The organism is Dongia rigui (assembly GCF_034044635.1).
Taxonomy (GTDB): Bacteria; Pseudomonadota; Alphaproteobacteria; order Dongiales; family Dongiaceae; genus Dongia; species Dongia rigui.
Window position 1 is genome coordinate 149,703 of the sequence record NZ_JAXCLX010000004.1, and the last position, 17,269, is coordinate 166,971.

At 60.6% G+C, this 17,269-nt stretch carries 16 protein-coding genes; 8 read left to right on the forward strand and 8 right to left on the reverse strand.

What is annotated here, in order from left to right; all coding sequences use genetic code 11:
* Positions 1 to 144 precede the first annotated feature (144 nt).
* Entirely contained in the window at positions 145 to 942 is a 798-nt protein-coding gene (locus SMD31_RS19565; protein WP_320502624.1) for an enoyl-CoA hydratase-related protein, read from the forward strand.
* A gap of 45 nt (positions 943 to 987) precedes the next feature.
* Here SMD31_RS19565 and SMD31_RS19570 read toward each other — a convergent pair whose 3' ends face one another.
* The 5 genes from SMD31_RS19570 to SMD31_RS19590 all read right to left on the reverse strand — a co-directional run bounded on the left by SMD31_RS19570 (position 988) and on the right by SMD31_RS19590 (position 5,653).
* Entirely contained in the window at positions 988 to 2,148 is a 1,161-nt protein-coding gene (locus SMD31_RS19570) for an acyl-CoA dehydrogenase family protein (RefSeq protein WP_320502625.1), read from the reverse strand.
* Positions 2,149 to 2,153: 5 nt separating this feature from the next.
* Complete coding sequence (locus SMD31_RS19575; RefSeq protein WP_320502626.1) at positions 2,154 to 2,651, reverse strand: thioesterase family protein; 498 nt, start codon at positions 2,649 to 2,651, stop codon at positions 2,154 to 2,156.
* Between the two features lie 4 nt (positions 2,652 to 2,655).
* Positions 2,656 to 3,615: an L-carnitine dehydrogenase gene (locus SMD31_RS19580; protein WP_320502627.1), complete on the reverse strand. Its 960-nt coding sequence runs from the start codon at positions 3,613 to 3,615 to the stop codon at positions 2,656 to 2,658.
* Positions 3,616 to 3,639: 24 nt separating this feature from the next.
* On the reverse strand, positions 3,640 to 4,530 hold the full coding sequence (locus SMD31_RS19585; protein WP_320502628.1) for a BKACE family enzyme: 891 nt from the start codon (positions 4,528 to 4,530) through the stop codon (positions 3,640 to 3,642).
* 130 nt (positions 4,531 to 4,660) lie between these two features.
* Positions 4,661 to 5,653, reverse strand: a complete 993-nt coding sequence (locus tag SMD31_RS19590; RefSeq protein ID WP_320502629.1) for a GlxA family transcriptional regulator — start codon at positions 5,651 to 5,653, stop codon at positions 4,661 to 4,663.
* Between the two features lie 100 nt (positions 5,654 to 5,753).
* Here SMD31_RS19590 and SMD31_RS19595 point away from each other — a divergent pair, with 100 nt between their 5' ends.
* From SMD31_RS19595 to SMD31_RS19625, 7 genes are all read left to right on the forward strand, one after another.
* A complete protein-coding gene (locus SMD31_RS19595) occupies positions 5,754 to 6,716 on the forward strand; it encodes an alpha/beta hydrolase (protein ID WP_320502630.1) in 963 nt (320 codons plus the stop codon).
* A 206-nt stretch (positions 6,717 to 6,922) separates the two neighbouring features.
* Positions 6,923 to 8,509: an ABC transporter substrate-binding protein gene (locus SMD31_RS19600; protein WP_320502631.1), complete on the forward strand. Its 1,587-nt coding sequence runs from the start codon at positions 6,923 to 6,925 to the stop codon at positions 8,507 to 8,509.
* Positions 8,510 to 8,637: 128 nt separating this feature from the next.
* Positions 8,638 to 9,606 carry an ABC transporter permease gene (locus tag SMD31_RS19605; RefSeq protein ID WP_320502632.1) on the forward strand — a complete coding sequence of 323 codons (969 nt, stop codon included), beginning with the start codon at positions 8,638 to 8,640 and terminating at the stop codon, positions 9,604 to 9,606.
* A gap of 29 nt (positions 9,607 to 9,635) precedes the next feature.
* The gene (locus tag SMD31_RS19610; RefSeq protein WP_320502633.1) at positions 9,636 to 10,523 is read left to right on the forward strand and encodes an ABC transporter permease; all 888 of its coding nucleotides are present in this window, start codon (positions 9,636 to 9,638) and stop codon (positions 10,521 to 10,523) included.
* On the forward strand, positions 10,513 to 12,159 hold the full coding sequence (locus tag SMD31_RS19615) for an ABC transporter ATP-binding protein (RefSeq protein ID WP_320502634.1): 1,647 nt from the start codon (positions 10,513 to 10,515) through the stop codon (positions 12,157 to 12,159). Before SMD31_RS19610 ends, SMD31_RS19615 begins: the two co-directional genes overlap by 11 nt.
* Positions 12,160 to 12,169: 10 nt before the next feature.
* Complete coding sequence (locus tag SMD31_RS19620) at positions 12,170 to 14,197, forward strand: CocE/NonD family hydrolase (protein WP_320502635.1); 2,028 nt, start codon at positions 12,170 to 12,172, stop codon at positions 14,195 to 14,197.
* A 15-nt stretch (positions 14,198 to 14,212) separates the two neighbouring features.
* Positions 14,213 to 14,596 carry a RidA family protein gene (locus tag SMD31_RS19625; protein ID WP_320502636.1) on the forward strand — a complete coding sequence of 128 codons (384 nt, stop codon included), beginning with the start codon at positions 14,213 to 14,215 and terminating at the stop codon, positions 14,594 to 14,596.
* 3 nt (positions 14,597 to 14,599) lie between these two features.
* Here the strand turns inward: SMD31_RS19625 and sseA are convergent, their stop codons facing one another.
* The 3 genes from sseA to SMD31_RS19640 are packed head-to-tail and all read right to left on the reverse strand — an operon-like array spanning position 14,600 to position 17,235.
* Positions 14,600 to 15,454 carry a 3-mercaptopyruvate sulfurtransferase gene (sseA, locus tag SMD31_RS19630; protein WP_320502637.1) on the reverse strand — a complete coding sequence of 285 codons (855 nt, stop codon included), beginning with the start codon at positions 15,452 to 15,454 and terminating at the stop codon, positions 14,600 to 14,602.
* A 14-nt stretch (positions 15,455 to 15,468) separates the two neighbouring features.
* A complete protein-coding gene (locus SMD31_RS19635) occupies positions 15,469 to 16,212 on the reverse strand; it encodes an alanyl-tRNA editing protein (protein WP_320502638.1) in 744 nt (247 codons plus the stop codon).
* Between the two features lie 24 nt (positions 16,213 to 16,236).
* On the reverse strand, positions 16,237 to 17,235 hold the full coding sequence (locus SMD31_RS19640; RefSeq protein ID WP_320502879.1) for a cysteine synthase A: 999 nt from the start codon (positions 17,233 to 17,235) through the stop codon (positions 16,237 to 16,239).
* Positions 17,236 to 17,269 lie beyond the last annotated feature (34 nt).

Below are 17,269 nucleotides of genomic sequence, written 5' to 3' on the forward strand. Positions count from 1 at the left end.
CGGCATGCGCATGAACGATCGTTAGAAAAGGTGCCCCCGCCCGGAATGTCGCAATATTGGCGGCTCTTGTCGGAATTCGTCATTCAATCCACGATGCGCCCCCTATGCAAAAGGGGGTGAGCCGCGTGTCAGGGAGAATGCGAAATGTCAGAAGCCGTGAAGCTCGAGCGTCGGGGGCATGTGCTGGAAATCACGCTCGATCGGCCCAAGGTCAATGCGATCGATATAGAGACGTCGCGCAAGCTGGGACACGCCTTTTGCCTGTTGCGCGACGATCCCGATTTGCGTGTCGGCATCGTGACGGCGGCTGGCGAGAAGATCTTCTCGGCCGGCTGGGATCTCAAGGCTGCTGCCGCGCAGAACCTGGTCGGCAAGTGGTGGAAGCATGATTACGGCCCCGGCAGCTTTGCTGGCCTCACCGAATTGTGGGACCTCAACAAACCGGTGATCGCCGCAGTCAACGGTCTATGCATCGGCGGCGGCTGGGAATTGGCCCTGGCCTGCGATCTGGTGATTGCCGTCGAGCATGCCGAGTTTTCATTGCCCGAATTGCCGCTGGGCATCGTGCCGGACTCCGGCGGTGTGCAGCGGCTGCCCAAGCGCCTGCCGCATAATATCGCCATGGAAATCCTGCTGCTCGGCCGCCGCATGCCGGCGCAGGAAGCAGCCCATTATGGCTTCGTCAACAAAGTTGTGCCCAAGGAAAAGCTGATGGCGGCGGCGCGCGAATGGGCCGACCTCATCGCGACCGGCGCGCCGGTCACGGTTCAGGCGCTCAAGGAATGCATCCGCTATATGGAAGCGGAATCGATCGAAGACAGCTTCAAGCTCATCCGCTCCGGCAAGATGAAGACCTATGAAGCGGCCGATGAATCGGCCGATGCCAAGGAAGGCGTCAAGGCGTTCGCCGAGAAGCGCAAAGCCGACTTCAAGGGTCAGTGAGCTGACATGCGGCCCGTCGTATAGACGCCGGGCCGCTGCCGCTCCTTAGGCTTCGAAGGGGCGGAGCAGGGCACGCGAAATGATGTGGCGCTGAATCTCGGACGTGCCGTCCCAGATGCGTTCCACCCGGGCGTCACGCCAGAAGCGCTCGATACCGGTTTCTTCCATCAATCCCATGCCACCGAAGACTTGCACAGCCTGGTCGGTGACCCGCGACAGCATCTCGGTCGCGAACAGCTTGGCAATCGCATAGTCCTGGTCCTGGACGGTGCCCTCGGCGGTCTTCCAGGCGGCCTGCATGACCAGCAGGTTGGCGGCTTCGATTTCCGTCGCCATATCGGCAAGCTTGAACGAAACACCCTGGAACTTGCCGATCGTTTGACCGAACTGCTTGCGGGTGGCGGCCCATTCGGTTGCCATCTCCATGGCGCGCTGTGCTCTGCCGACGCATTGCGCGGCGACGGTCAACCGCGTGGCACCCAGCCAGGTATTGGCGACGTCGAAGCCATGATGTACTTCGCCCAGGACCTGCCGCTTGTGGACCCGGCAATTGTCGAAGACGAGCTCGCAATGGTGAAAGCCGCGATGACTGACCGAACGTGAGCCCATGCGGACGTCGAGGCCCGGTGTATCCTTGTCGATGAGGAAGCTGGTGATCAGCTTCTTCGGGCCGCGCTTGGTTTCCTCGACGCCGGAGGCGGCAAAGAGGATGATGTAATCGGCGACATCGGCATAGGATATGAAATGCTTGGTGCCGTTGAGGATGAAGTCGTCACCATCGGCTTCGGCGCGCGTCTTCATCGAGCGGACGTCGGAGCCAGCATCCGGCTCGGTGATCCCTAAGCACTCGACACGCTCGCCACGAATGGTCGGCAGCAGATAGCGTTCCTTCTGCTCGTCATTGCAGGCGCGCAGGATGTTGCTGGGGCGATGCACGGCATATTGCAGGGCAAAGCTGGTGCGGCCCAATTCGCGCTCAAAGAGGGTGAGGGCGACATGATCCAGGCCGCCGCCGCCAAGCTCTTCCGGCATGTTGACGGCATAGAATCCGGATTTGATGGCACGTTCGTGGATCTGCTTGATGAGTTCCGGACGGACCTTATCGGTCTTTTCGACCTCGTTCTCGTAAGGTACGAGTTCCGCTTCCACGAAGGCGCGCGTCGCCTCGACGAGCATCTGCTGCTCGCTGGTCAATCCGAAATTCATGTTCGTCACCCCTTTTTAGGCGGCATTCCAATCGCGCGGCCCATCTGGGCCGGCTTCGGCAATTTGGCATGTTCGGCGGCGATCTTTTCGATCGCGGCCAGAACATCTGGCTGGAACGGCGCGACACGCGGTCCCGTCATGTCCATCGAGAGCTGCATCTGCTCGTTGGTGGCGACTGGCTCGGTCCCATCGCCCACATACATCGTGTGGAAGATGTGCAGGCGTTTGGCATCGAATCCAAGGAACGTCGTTTCCACGCGCACGTCCGCACCGACCTTTACCTCTTTTAGATAATTGAGGTGAAGCTCGGCCGTGAACAGCGAATGATGGCTGCGCTCCCGCCCCGCCGCATCGAGCCCTATCTGGTCCATCATATGGTCGGTCGCATGACTGAAGATGACCAGATAGAAGGCGTCGTTGAGGTGCTTGTTGTAGTCGGCCCATTCGGGCCGGACCACCTCGCGATGCGGCCTCAAACCTATTCGGCTGGGCAGGGCGCTCATCGCATTAGTCCTCGTACTTCCAGCCGTGCTTGGCCTTGGCTTCGGTGATCGCGTTGATCACGCTGATGATGCAATCGTCACGCAGGCGCTCGAGATCCTTGATCGAATGCGTGCCGGCCTGGGCCTCGGTACCTTCGACGATCTTGTTGATGAGGTCGTCGGTGAGCGGCGGGGCCTTCAAATGCGTCCACGGCAGCTCCAACGCGGGGCCGAATTGCTCGAGGAAGTGCTTCATGCCCGCTTCGCCGCCAGCCATGTGATAGATCATGTACATGCCAAAGAACGACCAGCGGATGCCGAAGCCGAAACGGATCGCGTCATCCAGTTCGCCCGTGGTGCAATAGCCGTCCTTCACCATGTGAAGACCTTCGCGCCACACGGCTTCGAGGAGACGGTCGGCGAGGAAGCCCGGGACTTCCTTGCGGACGTGGAGCGGACGCATGCCGAGCGACTTGTAGAATGCAATCGCGGTCTGCACGGCTTCCGGCGCTGTCCACTTGCTGGGGCAGACTTCCACCAGCGGCAACAGGTAGACCGGGTTGAACGGATGGCCGACGAGGCAGCGTTCCGGGTTCTTCGCTTCCTTGTAGAAATCGGTCGGCAGCAGGCCGGAGGTCGACGAGCCGATGATGGCATCGGGCTTGGCCGCTGCGGTCACCTGGGCGTGCAGCTTTACCTTCAGATCTTCGCGTTCCGGTGCGCTTTCCTGGATGAAATCGGCATCGCGCACAGCTTCTTCGACGGTCGAGACGAAGGTGAGGCGGCTTTGGGAGGCACCCGGCTTCAGGCCGACTTTCTCCAGCGCCGGCCAGGCATTGGCAACGTTCTTGCGGAGCTGGTCTTCGGCACCCTTGCCAGGATCCCAGGCGATGACATCGAGGCCGGCTGCGAGGAAGCGCGCGGCCCAGCCGCTGCCGATGACGCCGGTGCCGACAATGGCCGCCTTCTTGATATTCGAGATCATGATCGTTCGTCCTTGCGTTCAGATTTAGCCGCGGGCCTTGAGACCGAGCTTCTTGCGGCCTTCGGCCGGGGTGAGCGGGCGGGCGCCGAGGCGGGTGATGATTTCGCAGGCGCGCTCGGTGAGCGTGCCGTTCGAGGCATGGACGCCCTTGTCGAGCCAGATGTTATCCTCGAGGCCGATGCGGACATGGCCGCCCAGAAGCATGGCCTGCGCCAGCATCGGCATCTGCATGCGGCCGATGCCGAAGCCGGCCCAGATGGCACCTTGCGGCAGGTTGTCGACCATCGCCTTCATCGTCGTGGTGTCGGCCGGGGCACCCCATGGAATGCCCAGGCACAGCTGGAACATCGGGTTGTCGCCGAGCAGGCCTTCCTTCTGCATCTGCTTGGCAAACCACAGGTGGCCGGTATCGAAGATCTCGAGTTCCGGCTTCACGCCGAGTTCCATCACCTTCTTGGCGCCGGCGCGCAGCATGTTCGGCGTGGAAATGTAGGTGTAGTCGCCATCACCGAAATTGAGCGTGCCGCAATCGAGGGTGCAGATTTCCGGGAGCAGAGCTTCGACATGCGCAAGGCGGGTGAGCGGACCGACGAGGTCGGTCGCCTTGCCGAATTTGAACGGATCTTCGCCGGCGCCGATCTCAAGGTCGCCGCCCATGCCGGCGGTGAGGTTGAGGATGATGTCGGTACCTGAGGAGCGGATCCGGTCGACCACTTCGCGGTAGAGGTTCACGTCACGGCTGCCCTTGCCGGTCTGGGGGTCACGCACATGGCAATGCGCCACGGTGGCGCCGGCCTTGGCGGCCTCGATCGCCGCATCGGCAATCTGCTTGGGCGTCACCGGAATGGCGGGATGCTTGCCAACAGTATCGCCGGCACCGGTAACAGCGCAGGTGACGATCACTTCGTAGTTCATGACTGGCTCTTTCTTTGCGGCATGAATATGGATTCTTCAGATGCCCGGGATGCTGGCGCGGGGCGCCATTGACGGGTTGACGCATTTCGACAAGCGCTTGACGAATTACGACGCGACCACAACTCTCGCACTAGCGAAGAACGGGCATGATCCCCAGGGCCGGCCTGCGTCTTTCGGCACTCGGTGCCTTGCCCGCCCAGGCATGATAGCTGCGGGAAAAATGCGCCGCCGACCCGAAGCCGCAGGCAACGGCGACCTCGACAATCGACATGTCGGTGTATTGCAGCATGGATCGCGCCCGCTGCAGCCGCAGATCAAGATAGTAACGGCGCGGCGACATGCCGAAAAAGCGATCGAAGAGGCGTTCCAACTGGCGCAGTGACATGCCGGCGGTCTTGGCGAGGGCCGCGCTCATGACCGGCTCTTCGAGCCGCGATTCCATCAGCTTGATGACGCGGGACAGACCGGCATGGCTGATACCCTGTCGTTCCTTGGGTTCCATCCGCTGCCGGTCATCCGGACCGCGAATTTCCGGGTGAATGAACTGCTCGGAGACGGCCGCAGCCAGGCGGTGTCCATGCTGGCGCCGGATCATGTGCAGCATGAGATCGAGGGACGCCGTTCCACCTGCGCAGGACCAACGGTTGCGGTCGATGACATAGAGGGCGTTCTCGACTTCGACCTTGGGGAAGGCCTCGCTGAAGCTATCAAGACTCTCCCAATGGGTGGTGGCGCGATAGCCGTCCAACAACCCGGCGCGCGCCAGCAGGAATGCGCCGGTATCGATCGATCCAAGCTCGATGCCAGCTGCATTCTGGCGCTGCAGCCATTGTTTCAACGTGGCATCGAAGTGCCGCAACGGGTTGAAGCTCGCGCATATCGCCATCATGGGATAGCTGGGATGCTTCGCGATGGCGTGGTCTGCCGCCAGCGACATATTGTTCGACGCCGTCACCGGATTGCCATCGCGCGAGATGACTTCCCAACGATAGAGTTGGCGTTCGGCCATGCGATTGGCGACGCGCAAGGGCTCGATCGCCGAAACGAAGGCCATCATGGAAAAGAGCGGCATCAGCAGGAAGCCAATCGTCACGGTCTGGTCGTTGGCGGGGGCTGGCGGCATGATCGATCGGTCAAGCTTGATGATTTGAGTTATGGGCCGGGATGATGCAGTGTCGCACGCGCCGGACGCAAGAGCCGGGCAGTTTGGGGGCGAAAGTCGAATGAATGCAGCGTCTAAACCGGCGGATGAGGCAGTTGCTGCCTTTATCGCAGATTCTGACTTGGTTTTTACCCCGGCTTATGACGCCCTGCCCATGATAGAGCAAAGGCGTATCTATGACGCCTATTGGCAGCGGTACCATGCGCCACGCCCGGCAGGTGTCACTGCCGAGACGATCTCGATCGGCGTGCCCAGGGGTGAGCTTCGGGCCCTTCTATATCGGCCTTCGACGTTGGGTAGCGAGGCAGCGAACCTTCCCGTCGTGATCTACTTTCATGGTGGCGGCTGGATCCTCGGATCGCCGGAGAGCCATGATTTGCCGGTCGCCAGGATGTGCGCCGAGGCAGGCGTTGCGGTTCTTAGTCTCGATTACCGCCTGGCGCCGGAACACGTCTTCCCAGACGCGCTGATGGATGGCCTCGCTGCGGTCGATTGGGTGGTCCGGGAAGGCCGTAGCAAGGGGCTCGATCCCGATCGCCTGGTTGTTGCGGGGGACAGTGCCGGCGGAAACCTGGCCGCCGGTCTCTGCCTGTGGATCAGGGATCATGGCGGGCCGCGCATCCTTTTGCAGGTGCTCATCTATCCCGCGCTGACGACACGGGTCGCCGCGGGCCATTCGGCTGGTGTCTCGCAGGAAGCAGTCAGCCACTATGTGACGGCGTATTTCGGCAAGCAGGACCTGGCGGGCAATGCCTATGCCATGCCGCTTTCCGCCAAGTCCTTTGCCGGATTGCCACCTGGCTTCGTGGCAACCGCGGAACTCGACCCGATTTTGCCGCATGGCGAAATGTTCGCTGAACGGCTGCGTCATGCTGGCATACCGTGTGGTTATACTTGTGGTTACGGGCTTCCACACACTTATCTCCGCCTCGTGCACTTGTCGCCAGCGGCCGCGCGCGAGCTCGCCGCTTGTTGCGCTGCGATCGGCGCTGCCGTGAGCGCCGAGCAGAGGAGGGTCGCCTGAAAAAATCCTTCGCGATCCGGCCATTGTGTCGCATAGCAATGATGGGATGTCGTAATTCATCAAGATTTCTTGCGGCAGCGCTCACATGATGTCTTAACTAGAAGAAAGCAACGGAGCCTGCACCGTGTGAGTTCAGGCCCATTTCAACAGGGTTTGCCGCCGCTCGGCATGGGGTCGGTCGGTTCGGCCGTTAGGGAGAGACAAGAATGAATCAATGGGAAGAGTTGCAGCAGGCCGCTTTTGCCAAGCGTGTCTCGCGGCGTGATTTCATGCGCCGCGCTGCGGCGCTAGGTGTATCGACCGCGTTGGCCACCGGTGTTTTGAGCCGTGCCGGCTACGCGCAGGAGCCGAAGAAGGGTGGCACCTTCAAGATCGGCTTGGGCCATGGCGCCACGACGGATTCGTTGGATCCGGCGACCTATCCTGATCAGATGACTGGTACGGTCGGCTGGGGCGCCTCTGGCAACAGCCTCACGGAAATGGACCCGGCCGGTAACATCGTCGGCGATCTCGCCGAGAGCTTCGAGCCGTCGGAAGGCGCCAAGAAGTGGGCGTTCAAGCTGCGCAAAGGTGTCACGTTCCACAACGGCAAGACGGTCACGCCCGAAGATGTGATCGCTTCCTATAAGCATCACATGGGTCCGGATTCGAAGTCGGCCGCCAAGTCCGTCGTCGACACGATCGAGGACATCAAGGCCGACGGTGACACCATTGTCTTCACGCTGAAGGGCGGCAATGCCGACTTCCCGTTCTATGTCAGTGACTATCACCTGAAGACGATGCCGATGAAGGCCGACGGCACTGTCGATTGGCAGTCCGGCATCAGCACCGGCCCGTATTCGATCGAGAAATTCGAGCCCGGCATCGGCGCCAAGCTGAAGCGCTACGACGGCTTCTACGGCAAAGCCTATTTCGATGACGTCGAAATCAAGGTCATCGCCGACGTCGCCGCGCGTACCAATGCATTGGCCTCGGGCGAGATCCACTTCATGGATCGTTGCGATCCGAAGACCGTCAACCTCCTGAAGAAGAACCCGGACGTTGCCGTCAATGAAGTGACCGGCTATGGCCACTACATCTTCGTTATGAACACACAGGTTGCGCCGTTCGATAATCCCGACGTCCGCAACGCTCTGAAGAACGCCATCGACCGCGAAGAAATCGCCAAGAAGGTGTTCCATGGTTACGCCAGCCCGGGTAACGACAATCCGATTGCACCGAGCGTCCAATACGCGATCAACCCGGAGCCGATCCACACCTTCAATCCGGACCTGGTCAAGGAACTGTTGAAGAAGGCGGGCAAGGAAGGCCTCACGGTCGACCTCTCCGTCTCCGACGCGGCCTTCACCGGTGCGGTCGACGCCGCCACCCTGTTCAAGGAAACGGCGGCCAAGGCCGGGATCAACATCAACGTCATCCAGGAAGCGGCTGACAGCTATTGGGACGCGGTCTGGCTGAAGAAGCCGTTCTGCGCCTCGTACTGGAACGGCCGTCCGACTTGCGACTGGATGTTCACCCAGGCCTATGCCGCGGATGCCCCCTGGAACGACACGTTCTGGAAGAACCCGCGCTTCAACGAGTTGCTCGTCGCGGCCCGTTCGGAAACCAATTCCGACATCCGCGCCAAGCAATATGCCGAAATGCAGCAGTTGGTGCATGACGATGGTGGCCTGATCAACATCGTCTTCAACAACTTCGTCTCGGCTAACTCGAAGGCCGTGGCGCACGGCGATCTGCTGTCGAACTGGGACGTCGACGGCATGAAGATCTGCTCGCGCTGGTGGATGGCTTAATCCACGTCTAAGTGGAATTGGAGCCGGGGCCTCTGCGGTCCCGGCTCCATTCTTCTTTTCGAAAGACGGCTTCGCCGATCTTGGGGAATGCTTGAGCAGAGGGGCGCTGCCATCGGCAGCGGGGCGCGATGCATCCGATTACACGCACAATTCTGCACCGGTTGGGACTTGGAGCGCTGACGCTCTTCATCGTCTCGATCGTCATCTTCGTAATGGTGCTGTTGCTCCCCGGCGATTTTGCCAAGGCCATCCTCGGCCAGTCCGCAACGCCTGAAACGGTCGAAGCCTTCCAGAAGGAGATCGGTCTCGATAAACCAGCCTATGTCCGCTACGGCAATTGGATCGTCGGTGCCGTTCAGGGCGACTTTGGCAAGTCCTATACCAGCCGGGTCGGTTACACGCGCACGGTAGCGGAGATCATCATGCCGCGCCTCGCCAATACGTTGTTCCTGGCGCTGATGACCGCCTGTATTGCCGTCCCGTTGGCGTTGGGATTGGGTATTCTTGCGGCGTTACATCGAAATTCGCTTTTCGATAGAGTGGTGAATTCGGTGACGTTGACGACCATCTCGATGCCGGAATTCTTCATGGCCTACATCTTGATGCTGTTTTTTGCCGTGAAGTTCCGCATGTTTCCGGGCCTGGCGTCGGTCGATGCCGACACCGAATTCTTCGTTCGGATCTACAAATGCGTCCTGCCGTCGCTGACCCTGACGCTCGTCATCGTCGCCTACATGATGCGCATGACTCGTGCGGCGATCATCAACCTGCTGGCCAGCCCCTATATCGAAATGGCGCGCCTCAAGGGCATCAGCAAATCGCGTGTGATCCTGCGTCACGCCCTGCCCAATGCCTGGGCGCCGATCGTCAACGTCATTGCCTTCAATCTTGCCTATCTCATCGTTGGCGTCGTCGTCGTGGAAACGGTCTTCACCTATCCCGGCATCGGTCAGTTGATGGTCGATGCCGTGCGAACCCGCGACATGCCGGTCGTGCAGGCTTGTGCGCTCATCTTTGCCGTCACCTATATCGGTTTGAACCTGGTCGCCGACATCATCTCGATCGCGACCAATCCGCGCCTGCTGCATCCGCGCTGATGCGGGCCAGCGGATCAAGGAGTTGATGCATGGCTGAAGCTGTGATGGACAAGAAGGTTCCAAAGGCGCGGCGATCCAAGGTCGCTTCCGCATTGCGTGAGTTGCGCAAGGCACCGCTGACGGCGTGGTTCGGCATGATCGTGGTGACGATCTATATCCTGCTGGCCGTGTTCGCGCCGTTGCTTGCCCCGTTCAAGGAGGCGGAGGTTCTTGCCGACGCCTTCCTGCCCTGGGAGGCGCCATATTACCTGGGCACCGATCAGCTCGGGCGCGACATGCTGACCCGCATGATCTTTGCCGCGCGAAATTCCATGGGTATCGCATTCGCCGCGACGCTGCTGGCGTTCTTTTCCGGCGGCCTGCTTGGCATTCTAAGTGCGTTGCTCAAGGGCTGGTTCGATCAGATTATCAGCCGCATCGTCGACGCCGTCATGGCAATTCCCAGCCTTATCTTCGCGCTGATGGTGCTTTCCATCTTCAAGCAGCCGACGGCGACAAACATCATCCTTGTCATCGGCATTGTCGACGCGACCCGCGTCTTCCGCCTGACGCGCGCCGTCGCCATGAATGTGGTGGCACTCGATTTCGTCGAGGCGGCCAAGCTGCGCGGCGAGAAGATCAGTTGGGTTGTGTTCCGCGAAATCGTGCCGAACATCATGCCGCCATTGGTGACCGAGTTCGGCCTGCGCTATTGCTTCGTATTCCTCACGATCAGCGCGCTGTCGTTCCTGGGTCTTGGCCTGCAGCCGCCAACCGCGGATTGGGGGTTGATGGTGCGCGAGAATGCCACGCTCATCACCTATGGCGATATCACGCCGCTGTTGCCCGCCGGCGCCATTGCGCTGCTGACGGTTGCGATCAACTTCATTGTCGATTGGTTCCTCAACAAGACGAGCGGGTTGCGCGATGGCCAATGAAAATATGAGTCGGCCGGCGCGCGCGAAGGGGGAAATCCTCCTCGAGATGCGCGGCATCATGATCGAGGGCGAAAGCGACGACGTCTGGCATCAGATCGTCAAAGGCGTCGATTTGACCCTGCGTCGCGGCGAGGTGTTGGGGCTGATCGGCGAATCCGGCGCCGGCAAATCGACGCTGGGCATTGCCGCAATGGGGTTTGCCAGGCCCGGCTGCCGCTTCAACGGCGGTTCGGTCATGTTCGACGGCATCGATCTTTTGAAGGCATCGGAAGAAGAACGGCGCAAACTGCGCGGCTCGCGCATTTCCTATGTGGCACAAAGCGCAGCGGCCGCTTTCAATCCCGCCCATCGCCTGATTGATCAAACGATCGAGACCGAGACGCAGCATGGTGTGCGTGGCGTGGCTGAGTCCATCGCCGATGCCCAGGACCTCTACGGCCGCCTGCGCTTGCCCAATCCGACGACCATCGGCATGCGCTATCCACATCAAGTGTCCGGCGGTCAGCTGCAGCGCGTCATGACCGCGATGGCGATGACCTGTCGCCCGGATCTCATCATATTTGACGAGCCGACCACGGCGCTCGACGTCACGACCCAGGTCGAAGTCCTGGCGTCGATCCGGTCCATCGTGGAAGAGTTCAATACGGCGGCGATTTACATCACCCATGATCTCGCTGTGGTGGCGCAGATGGCGCACCGCATCATGGTGCTGCGGCATGGCAAGCTGGTCGAGGAAGCGCCGACGCGCGACATGCTGGCGGAGCCGAAGGAAGTCTACACCAAATCGCTTTGGGCGGTCCGCAAGCTGGCCAAGCAGGAATCGAGTACCGACGATCTGATCCTGCAGGTCGACCATATCGATGCTGCCTATGGCAACGCGGTCAAGATTCTCGACGACGTTTCCGTGACTGTGCCGCGTGGCCGAACCGTTGCCGTCGTGGGTGAATCCGGTTCCGGCAAATCGACTTTGGCGCGGGTCGTCACGGGCTTGTTGCCGCCGAGCAAAGGGGTGGTGAAGTTCAATGGCGCGGCTCTGCCGCCGGCGCTACCGCAGCGTGACAAGGAGAGCCTGCGCCGCATCCAGATGATCTATCAAAGCCCCGATACCGCGCTCAATCCGCGCCACCGGGTCTACGATATCATCGGTCGGCCGCTGACATTCTATCACGGGCTGCGGGGCAAGCAGCTGGAGTTGCGCATCTCAGAGCTCCTCAAGATGATCGAGCTCGATGACAGCTATATGGATCGTCTGCCGGGCGAATTGTCGGGTGGACAAAAGCAGCGCGTCTGCATAGCCCGCGCATTGGCCGCCAAGCCAGATCTCATCATTTGTGACGAGGTTACCTCGGCGCTGGATCAGATCGTTCAGGAGGAAATCCTCAAGCTGCTGCTGCGATTGCAGGCGGAATTTGGCATTTCCTATCTTTTCATCACGCATGACATCGCGACGGTCCGCGCCATCGCTGATGAGATTGTGGTCATGAACCAGGGCAAGGTGGTACAACAGGGCCTGAAGACCAAGGTGTTGTCGCCCCCATATCCGGCCTATACCGAGTTGCTGCTGTCTTCCGTGCCGGAAATGGATCCGGACTGGTTGACCAACTTGCTGCAGAAACGGCAGGCCAAAGCTAAGTGAGCTTTTTCTAATGGCCGAAGCCGTTGAGTTACCGCAGAAAGTTGACGTCACCGAGCATTTTTGGATCACGCTGAAGGACGGCTGCCGATTGGCCGCCCGCCTGTGGTTGCCTGAATCGGCCCAGGGTAAACCCGTGCCTGCGGTCCTTGAGTACATCCCCTATCGCAAGCGTGACGGAACGCGTGCGCGCGACGAGCCGATGCATTCCTATTTTGCGGGTCATGGCTATGCGGCGCTGCGCGTCGACATGCGTGGTTCCGGCGAAAGCGACGGCCTGCTGTGGGACGAGTACCTGAAGCAGGAGCAGGACGACGCGCTTGAGGTCATCGACTGGATGGCGTCGCAGAAATGGTGCGACGGCAACATTGGGATGATGGGCAAGTCGTGGGGCGGCTTCAACTGCCTGCAGGTTGCTGCGCGGCGGCCAAAGGCCCTGAAGGCCGTGCTGTCGGTTTGTTCGACCGACGATCGCTATGCCGACGACATCCATTACATGGGCGGATGTCTGCTCAATGACAATCTGTGGTGGGGCACCATCATGCTGGCCTATCAAGGCCGGCCGGCAGATCCCGAGCTGGTTGGTGCTGGTTGGCGCGACCAGTGGCGGGAGCGGCTGGAAAACATGCCCTTCTGGCCCGCCCTGTGGCTGAAGCATCAGCGCCGCGACGCCTATTGGCAGCACGGATCGGTTTGCGAGGATTGGGATGCGATCGAGGTGCCGGTCTATCTGATCGGCGGCTGGGTCGATTCCTATACAAATGCGGTGCCGCGCATGCTGCAGCACCTCAAGGTGCCGCGCAAAGGCGTCATTGGACCCTGGGCTCATATCTATCCGCAAGATGGTACGCCGGGGCCGGCCATCGGCTTCCTGCAGGATGCGGTTGCCTGGTGGGACCGGTGGTTAAAGGGTGAGCAGAACGGTGCCGAGAAGGGGCCGATGCTGCGCGCGTGGATGCAGGATTACACGGCGCCCGAAACGACGCGGACGACGCATCCCGGTCACTGGGTGGCCGAAGCGGTCTATCCGTCGGCTGGGATTGCACCCGAGGTGCTCTATCTCAACGCGGATGGGCTTGGTTCCATTGCCGGCAGCGAGGAAAGCTTGAGGCTCTGCACGCCGCAACATGTCGGGCTGGCAAGCGGCGAATGGATGGGTGCTGGGTGCATCGGCGAATTGCCGGCGGATCAACGGCTGGATGACGTAGGTGCCCTGGTATTCGATACCGAACCGCTCAAGGAAGCGATCCAGGTCCTTGGTGCGCCGGAACTCGATCTGGAATTCACCAGCAACAAGCCGGTGGCCCAGCTTTGCGCCCGCTTGTGCGACGTGGCGCCCGACGGCAAATCACTGCGCGTGAGTTATCAGGTGATCAACCTGACGCATCGCGACAGCCATGCCAGTCCGACGCCCCTGGAACCCGGCAAGCGCTATCGCCTGAAATTGGCGTTGAGTGCGTGTGGGCACCGTTTCGCGGCCGGTCACCGGATTCGGATCTCATTGACCAGCGCCTATTGGCCGTTGATCTGGCCGACGCCGGAGGTTGTCACCTTGGGCATCATCGCCGGCGCCAGTCGGCTGTCACTGCCACATCGCCGTCCGCAATCGACGGATGGAAGCGAGCCGTTCGGTAAACCGGCCGCAGGTCCAGCGACGCCAATGACGCAGGTGACGCCGGCCGGAAATGTTACGCGTGAGGTGACACTCGATCTGGTCAAGGGTGCCATCACCTATGTGACGGACGGCGAGGGCGTCTTCGGCGAAGGTCGCCAGCGCTTTGATGATATCGGAACCGAGGTCTTGCACAACATCAGGCGCGAGTTGCGGATCGCCCCCAATGACCCGCTCTGCGCCTCATACATCTGCAAGCAGCGTTACATTCAGTCCCGCCCGGGCTGGGACATTCGCATCGACGTGACGTGCCGCATGACGTCGACCGCTGATGATTTCATCATGACGGCGGAGCTTGATGCCTTTGAGAACAACGAGCGTTTCGCCAGCCGAAACTGGCGCGAAGTGATCAAGCGCGATCTGGTCTGATTTAGGATTCATCCCATGCGAAAAGTCATCGACACCGGCCTTCCGCGCGGCAAGTCGCCGGTCGAACTGGCCGCTGTTGCCAACGGAACACTCTATGTCTGCAGCATTCCATCGCGGGGCGACGGCTCGATCGTCGATGGCGGGATAGAGGCGCAGACCGAGCAAACGCTACGCAATCTCAAGCAATCGGTTGAGGCCGCCGGCGCTACCATGGATGACGTCGTCCAGGTACAGGTGTTCCTGAGTGGCGAAGAGCATTTTCAAGGCATGAACGCGGCCTATGCCAAGTTCTTCAACGCGCCCTATCCGGTTCGGGCCACGTTCATTGCCGGAATCATCGTGCCGGGCGCCAATATCGAAATATTGGCGCAAGCAGACGTCAGCCACGTCAACAAATAGCGCTTAAGAAGCGACCGGCGTATCGCCTGGCAGGCCCCATTCTGCCCAGGAGCCGTCATAGACGGCCACATCCCGATGGCCGATCAAGCCAAGGCCCAAAGCCAGCACGCAGGCGGTGATTCCAGAACCGCAGGACGTGATGACCGGCTTCTTGAGATCGATGCCCGCGGCCTCGAACTTGGCCTTTAGCGTATCTGCATCGTGGAAGGTCTGATCCGGTTTCAGCAATTGGGTATAGGGCAGGTTCTTGGCGCCAGGAATGTGGCCGGAGCGCCGGCCCGGCCATAGCTCGGGCTCTGTCGCGTTGAAACGGCCGCTGGCGCGCGCGTCCAATGCCTGTTCGCGCCGGCTGTCGATATTGGCCAGCATCTGTGCTTTCGAGCGCACCTGCGTGTTGTCGAGCCTGGCGCTGAAATGTCGCTCCCGTGGGCTGGGTTGGTTGTCATCGACAGGCCGGCCTTCAGAAAGCCATTTCGGCAGGCCGCCATCGAGGATTGCCACTTCCTTCGCGCCGAAAATGCGAAACATCCACCAGACGCGCGCCGCACTCATCATGCCGGTGCCGTCATAGACAACGATGCGGTTGCCGTCGCCGATCCCGAGCCTTCGCACGCGTGAGGCAAACTTCTCAGGCGAAGGCAGCATATGGGGCAAGGTCGTGTCCTTGTCCGCGATATCGTCGATATCGAAGAACACCGCGCCCGGAAGATGCCGCGCGTCATACTCGGCGCGTGCATTCTTGTTCTGCATCGGCAGATAGTATGTCGCGTCAACGATGCGCAGATCCGGCTGGTTGAGGTTGGCGTGCAGCCATTCGGTCGACACCAGGAATTGCGGATTGGCGTAGGGGCTGGTCATGAGCGGATCCGTGCTTACTTGAAGGCGATGTTGACGCGCTTGTTCATCTTGCCCTTGCTCTCGATCTTGACGATTTCGACCGGGCCGATTTCAGACGTATTACGCACGTGTGTGCCGCCGCAGGGCTGCAGGTCAATGCCGGCAATGTCGAGCAGGCGGACTTTGCCTTGCCCACTCGGCGGTTTCACCGACATCGTGCGCACCAATTCAGGTCTTGCCGCCAACTCGTCGTCGGTAATCCAGCGCGGTACGACATCATGACCGCCGGCGATCACGGCGTTGAGGGCGTCGGTCAGCGTGACCTTGTCGAGGGTGGTCTCCGGCGGCAGATTGAAATCGAGACGGCCTTTGCCGTCGCTGATCTGCCCGCCGGTCACGTCGCCTTTGACGAGCGAGCACAGGAGGTGCAGGCAGGTATGCATGCGCATCAGCCGGTGTCGCCGCTCCCAATCGATCGCGGCTGTTATCCTGTCGCCGATTTCGGGGAGGGCACTTGCTTCGGCAGGGATGTGGAGGATGTCGCCCGGTGCCGCGCCTTTGCGGGTATCGATGATGTCTATGCTGTTGCCATCGCCCAAAGTCAGCCGGCCGATGTCGCCGGGCTGACCACCGCCGGTGGGATAAAAAACGGTGCGATCGAGAGCGATGCCTTCCGGCCCGCTCATCGTCACGACGGCTTCACAGCTCCTGAGGTAGGAGTCCTGACGAAATAGCTCTTCCATCCCGATCGACGCTTCTGGTTGCTTGGCGCCGATCATAGTGGGGGGAGGGATGTGTTACAACTAGAGCCAACCGGGGGTCGGCAAGCCTTTTGAGAGCAAAAACGCCGGATTGAACAGCTTCGACTGATAGCGCGTGCCGAAGTCGCACAATATCGTCACGATCGTATGGCCCGGTCCAAGTTCCTTCGCCAACCGGATGGCGCCAGCGACGTTGATGCCGCTGGAACCACCCAGGCACAGGCCTTCTTCGCGCAACAGGTCGAAGACAATCGGCAGGGCTTCGGCATCGGGAATCTGAAAGGGGAAATCAACCGGCGTTCCGTCGACATTCTTGGTAATGCGACCCTGGCCGATGCCTTCGGTAATGGACGAACCGGAGGATTTCAATTCGCCGGTCTTGAAATAGCTGTAGAGCGCGGCGCCTTCCGGGTCGGCAAGGCCGATCTTGATGTTGGGGTTTTGCTCTTTCAGGAACATGGAAATCCCCGCAAGCGTCCCGCCCGTGCCGACAGCGCAAACGAAACCATCAACCTTGCCCTCGGTCTGCTTCCAGATCTCGGGACCCGTGGTACGGTAATGGCCTTTCCGATTGGCGACGTTGTCGAACTGGTTGGCCCAGATGACGCCGTTTGGATTGCTCTCCTTCAATTCCTCGGCGACGCTTTCAGAGACGCGGACATAATTGCCTGGGTCTTTGTAGGGTAGTGCCGGCACTTCCCGCAGCTCGGCGCCGGCCAAGCGCAGCATGTCTTTCTTTTCCTGGCTTTGCGTCTCGGGAATGATGATGAGGGTCTTGTAGCCCCGGGCATTGCCGACCAGTGCCAAGCCGATGCCGGTATTGCCGGCGGTCCCTTCGACGATCAAACCACCGCGGCGAATTTGTCCCTTTTCCTCGGCGTCCTGAATGATGGCGAGCGCCGCGCGGTCTTTGACGGAACCGCCGGGATTCAAGAACTCAGCCTTGCCAAGAATGGTACAGCCGGTGAGTTCCGACGCCTTCTTCAGCTTGATGAGCGGCGTATTGCCGATTGTGTCGACGAAGCCCTGCCGGAAATCCATCATAATCCTCGTAGAATTCACCAGTTGGTGTGAA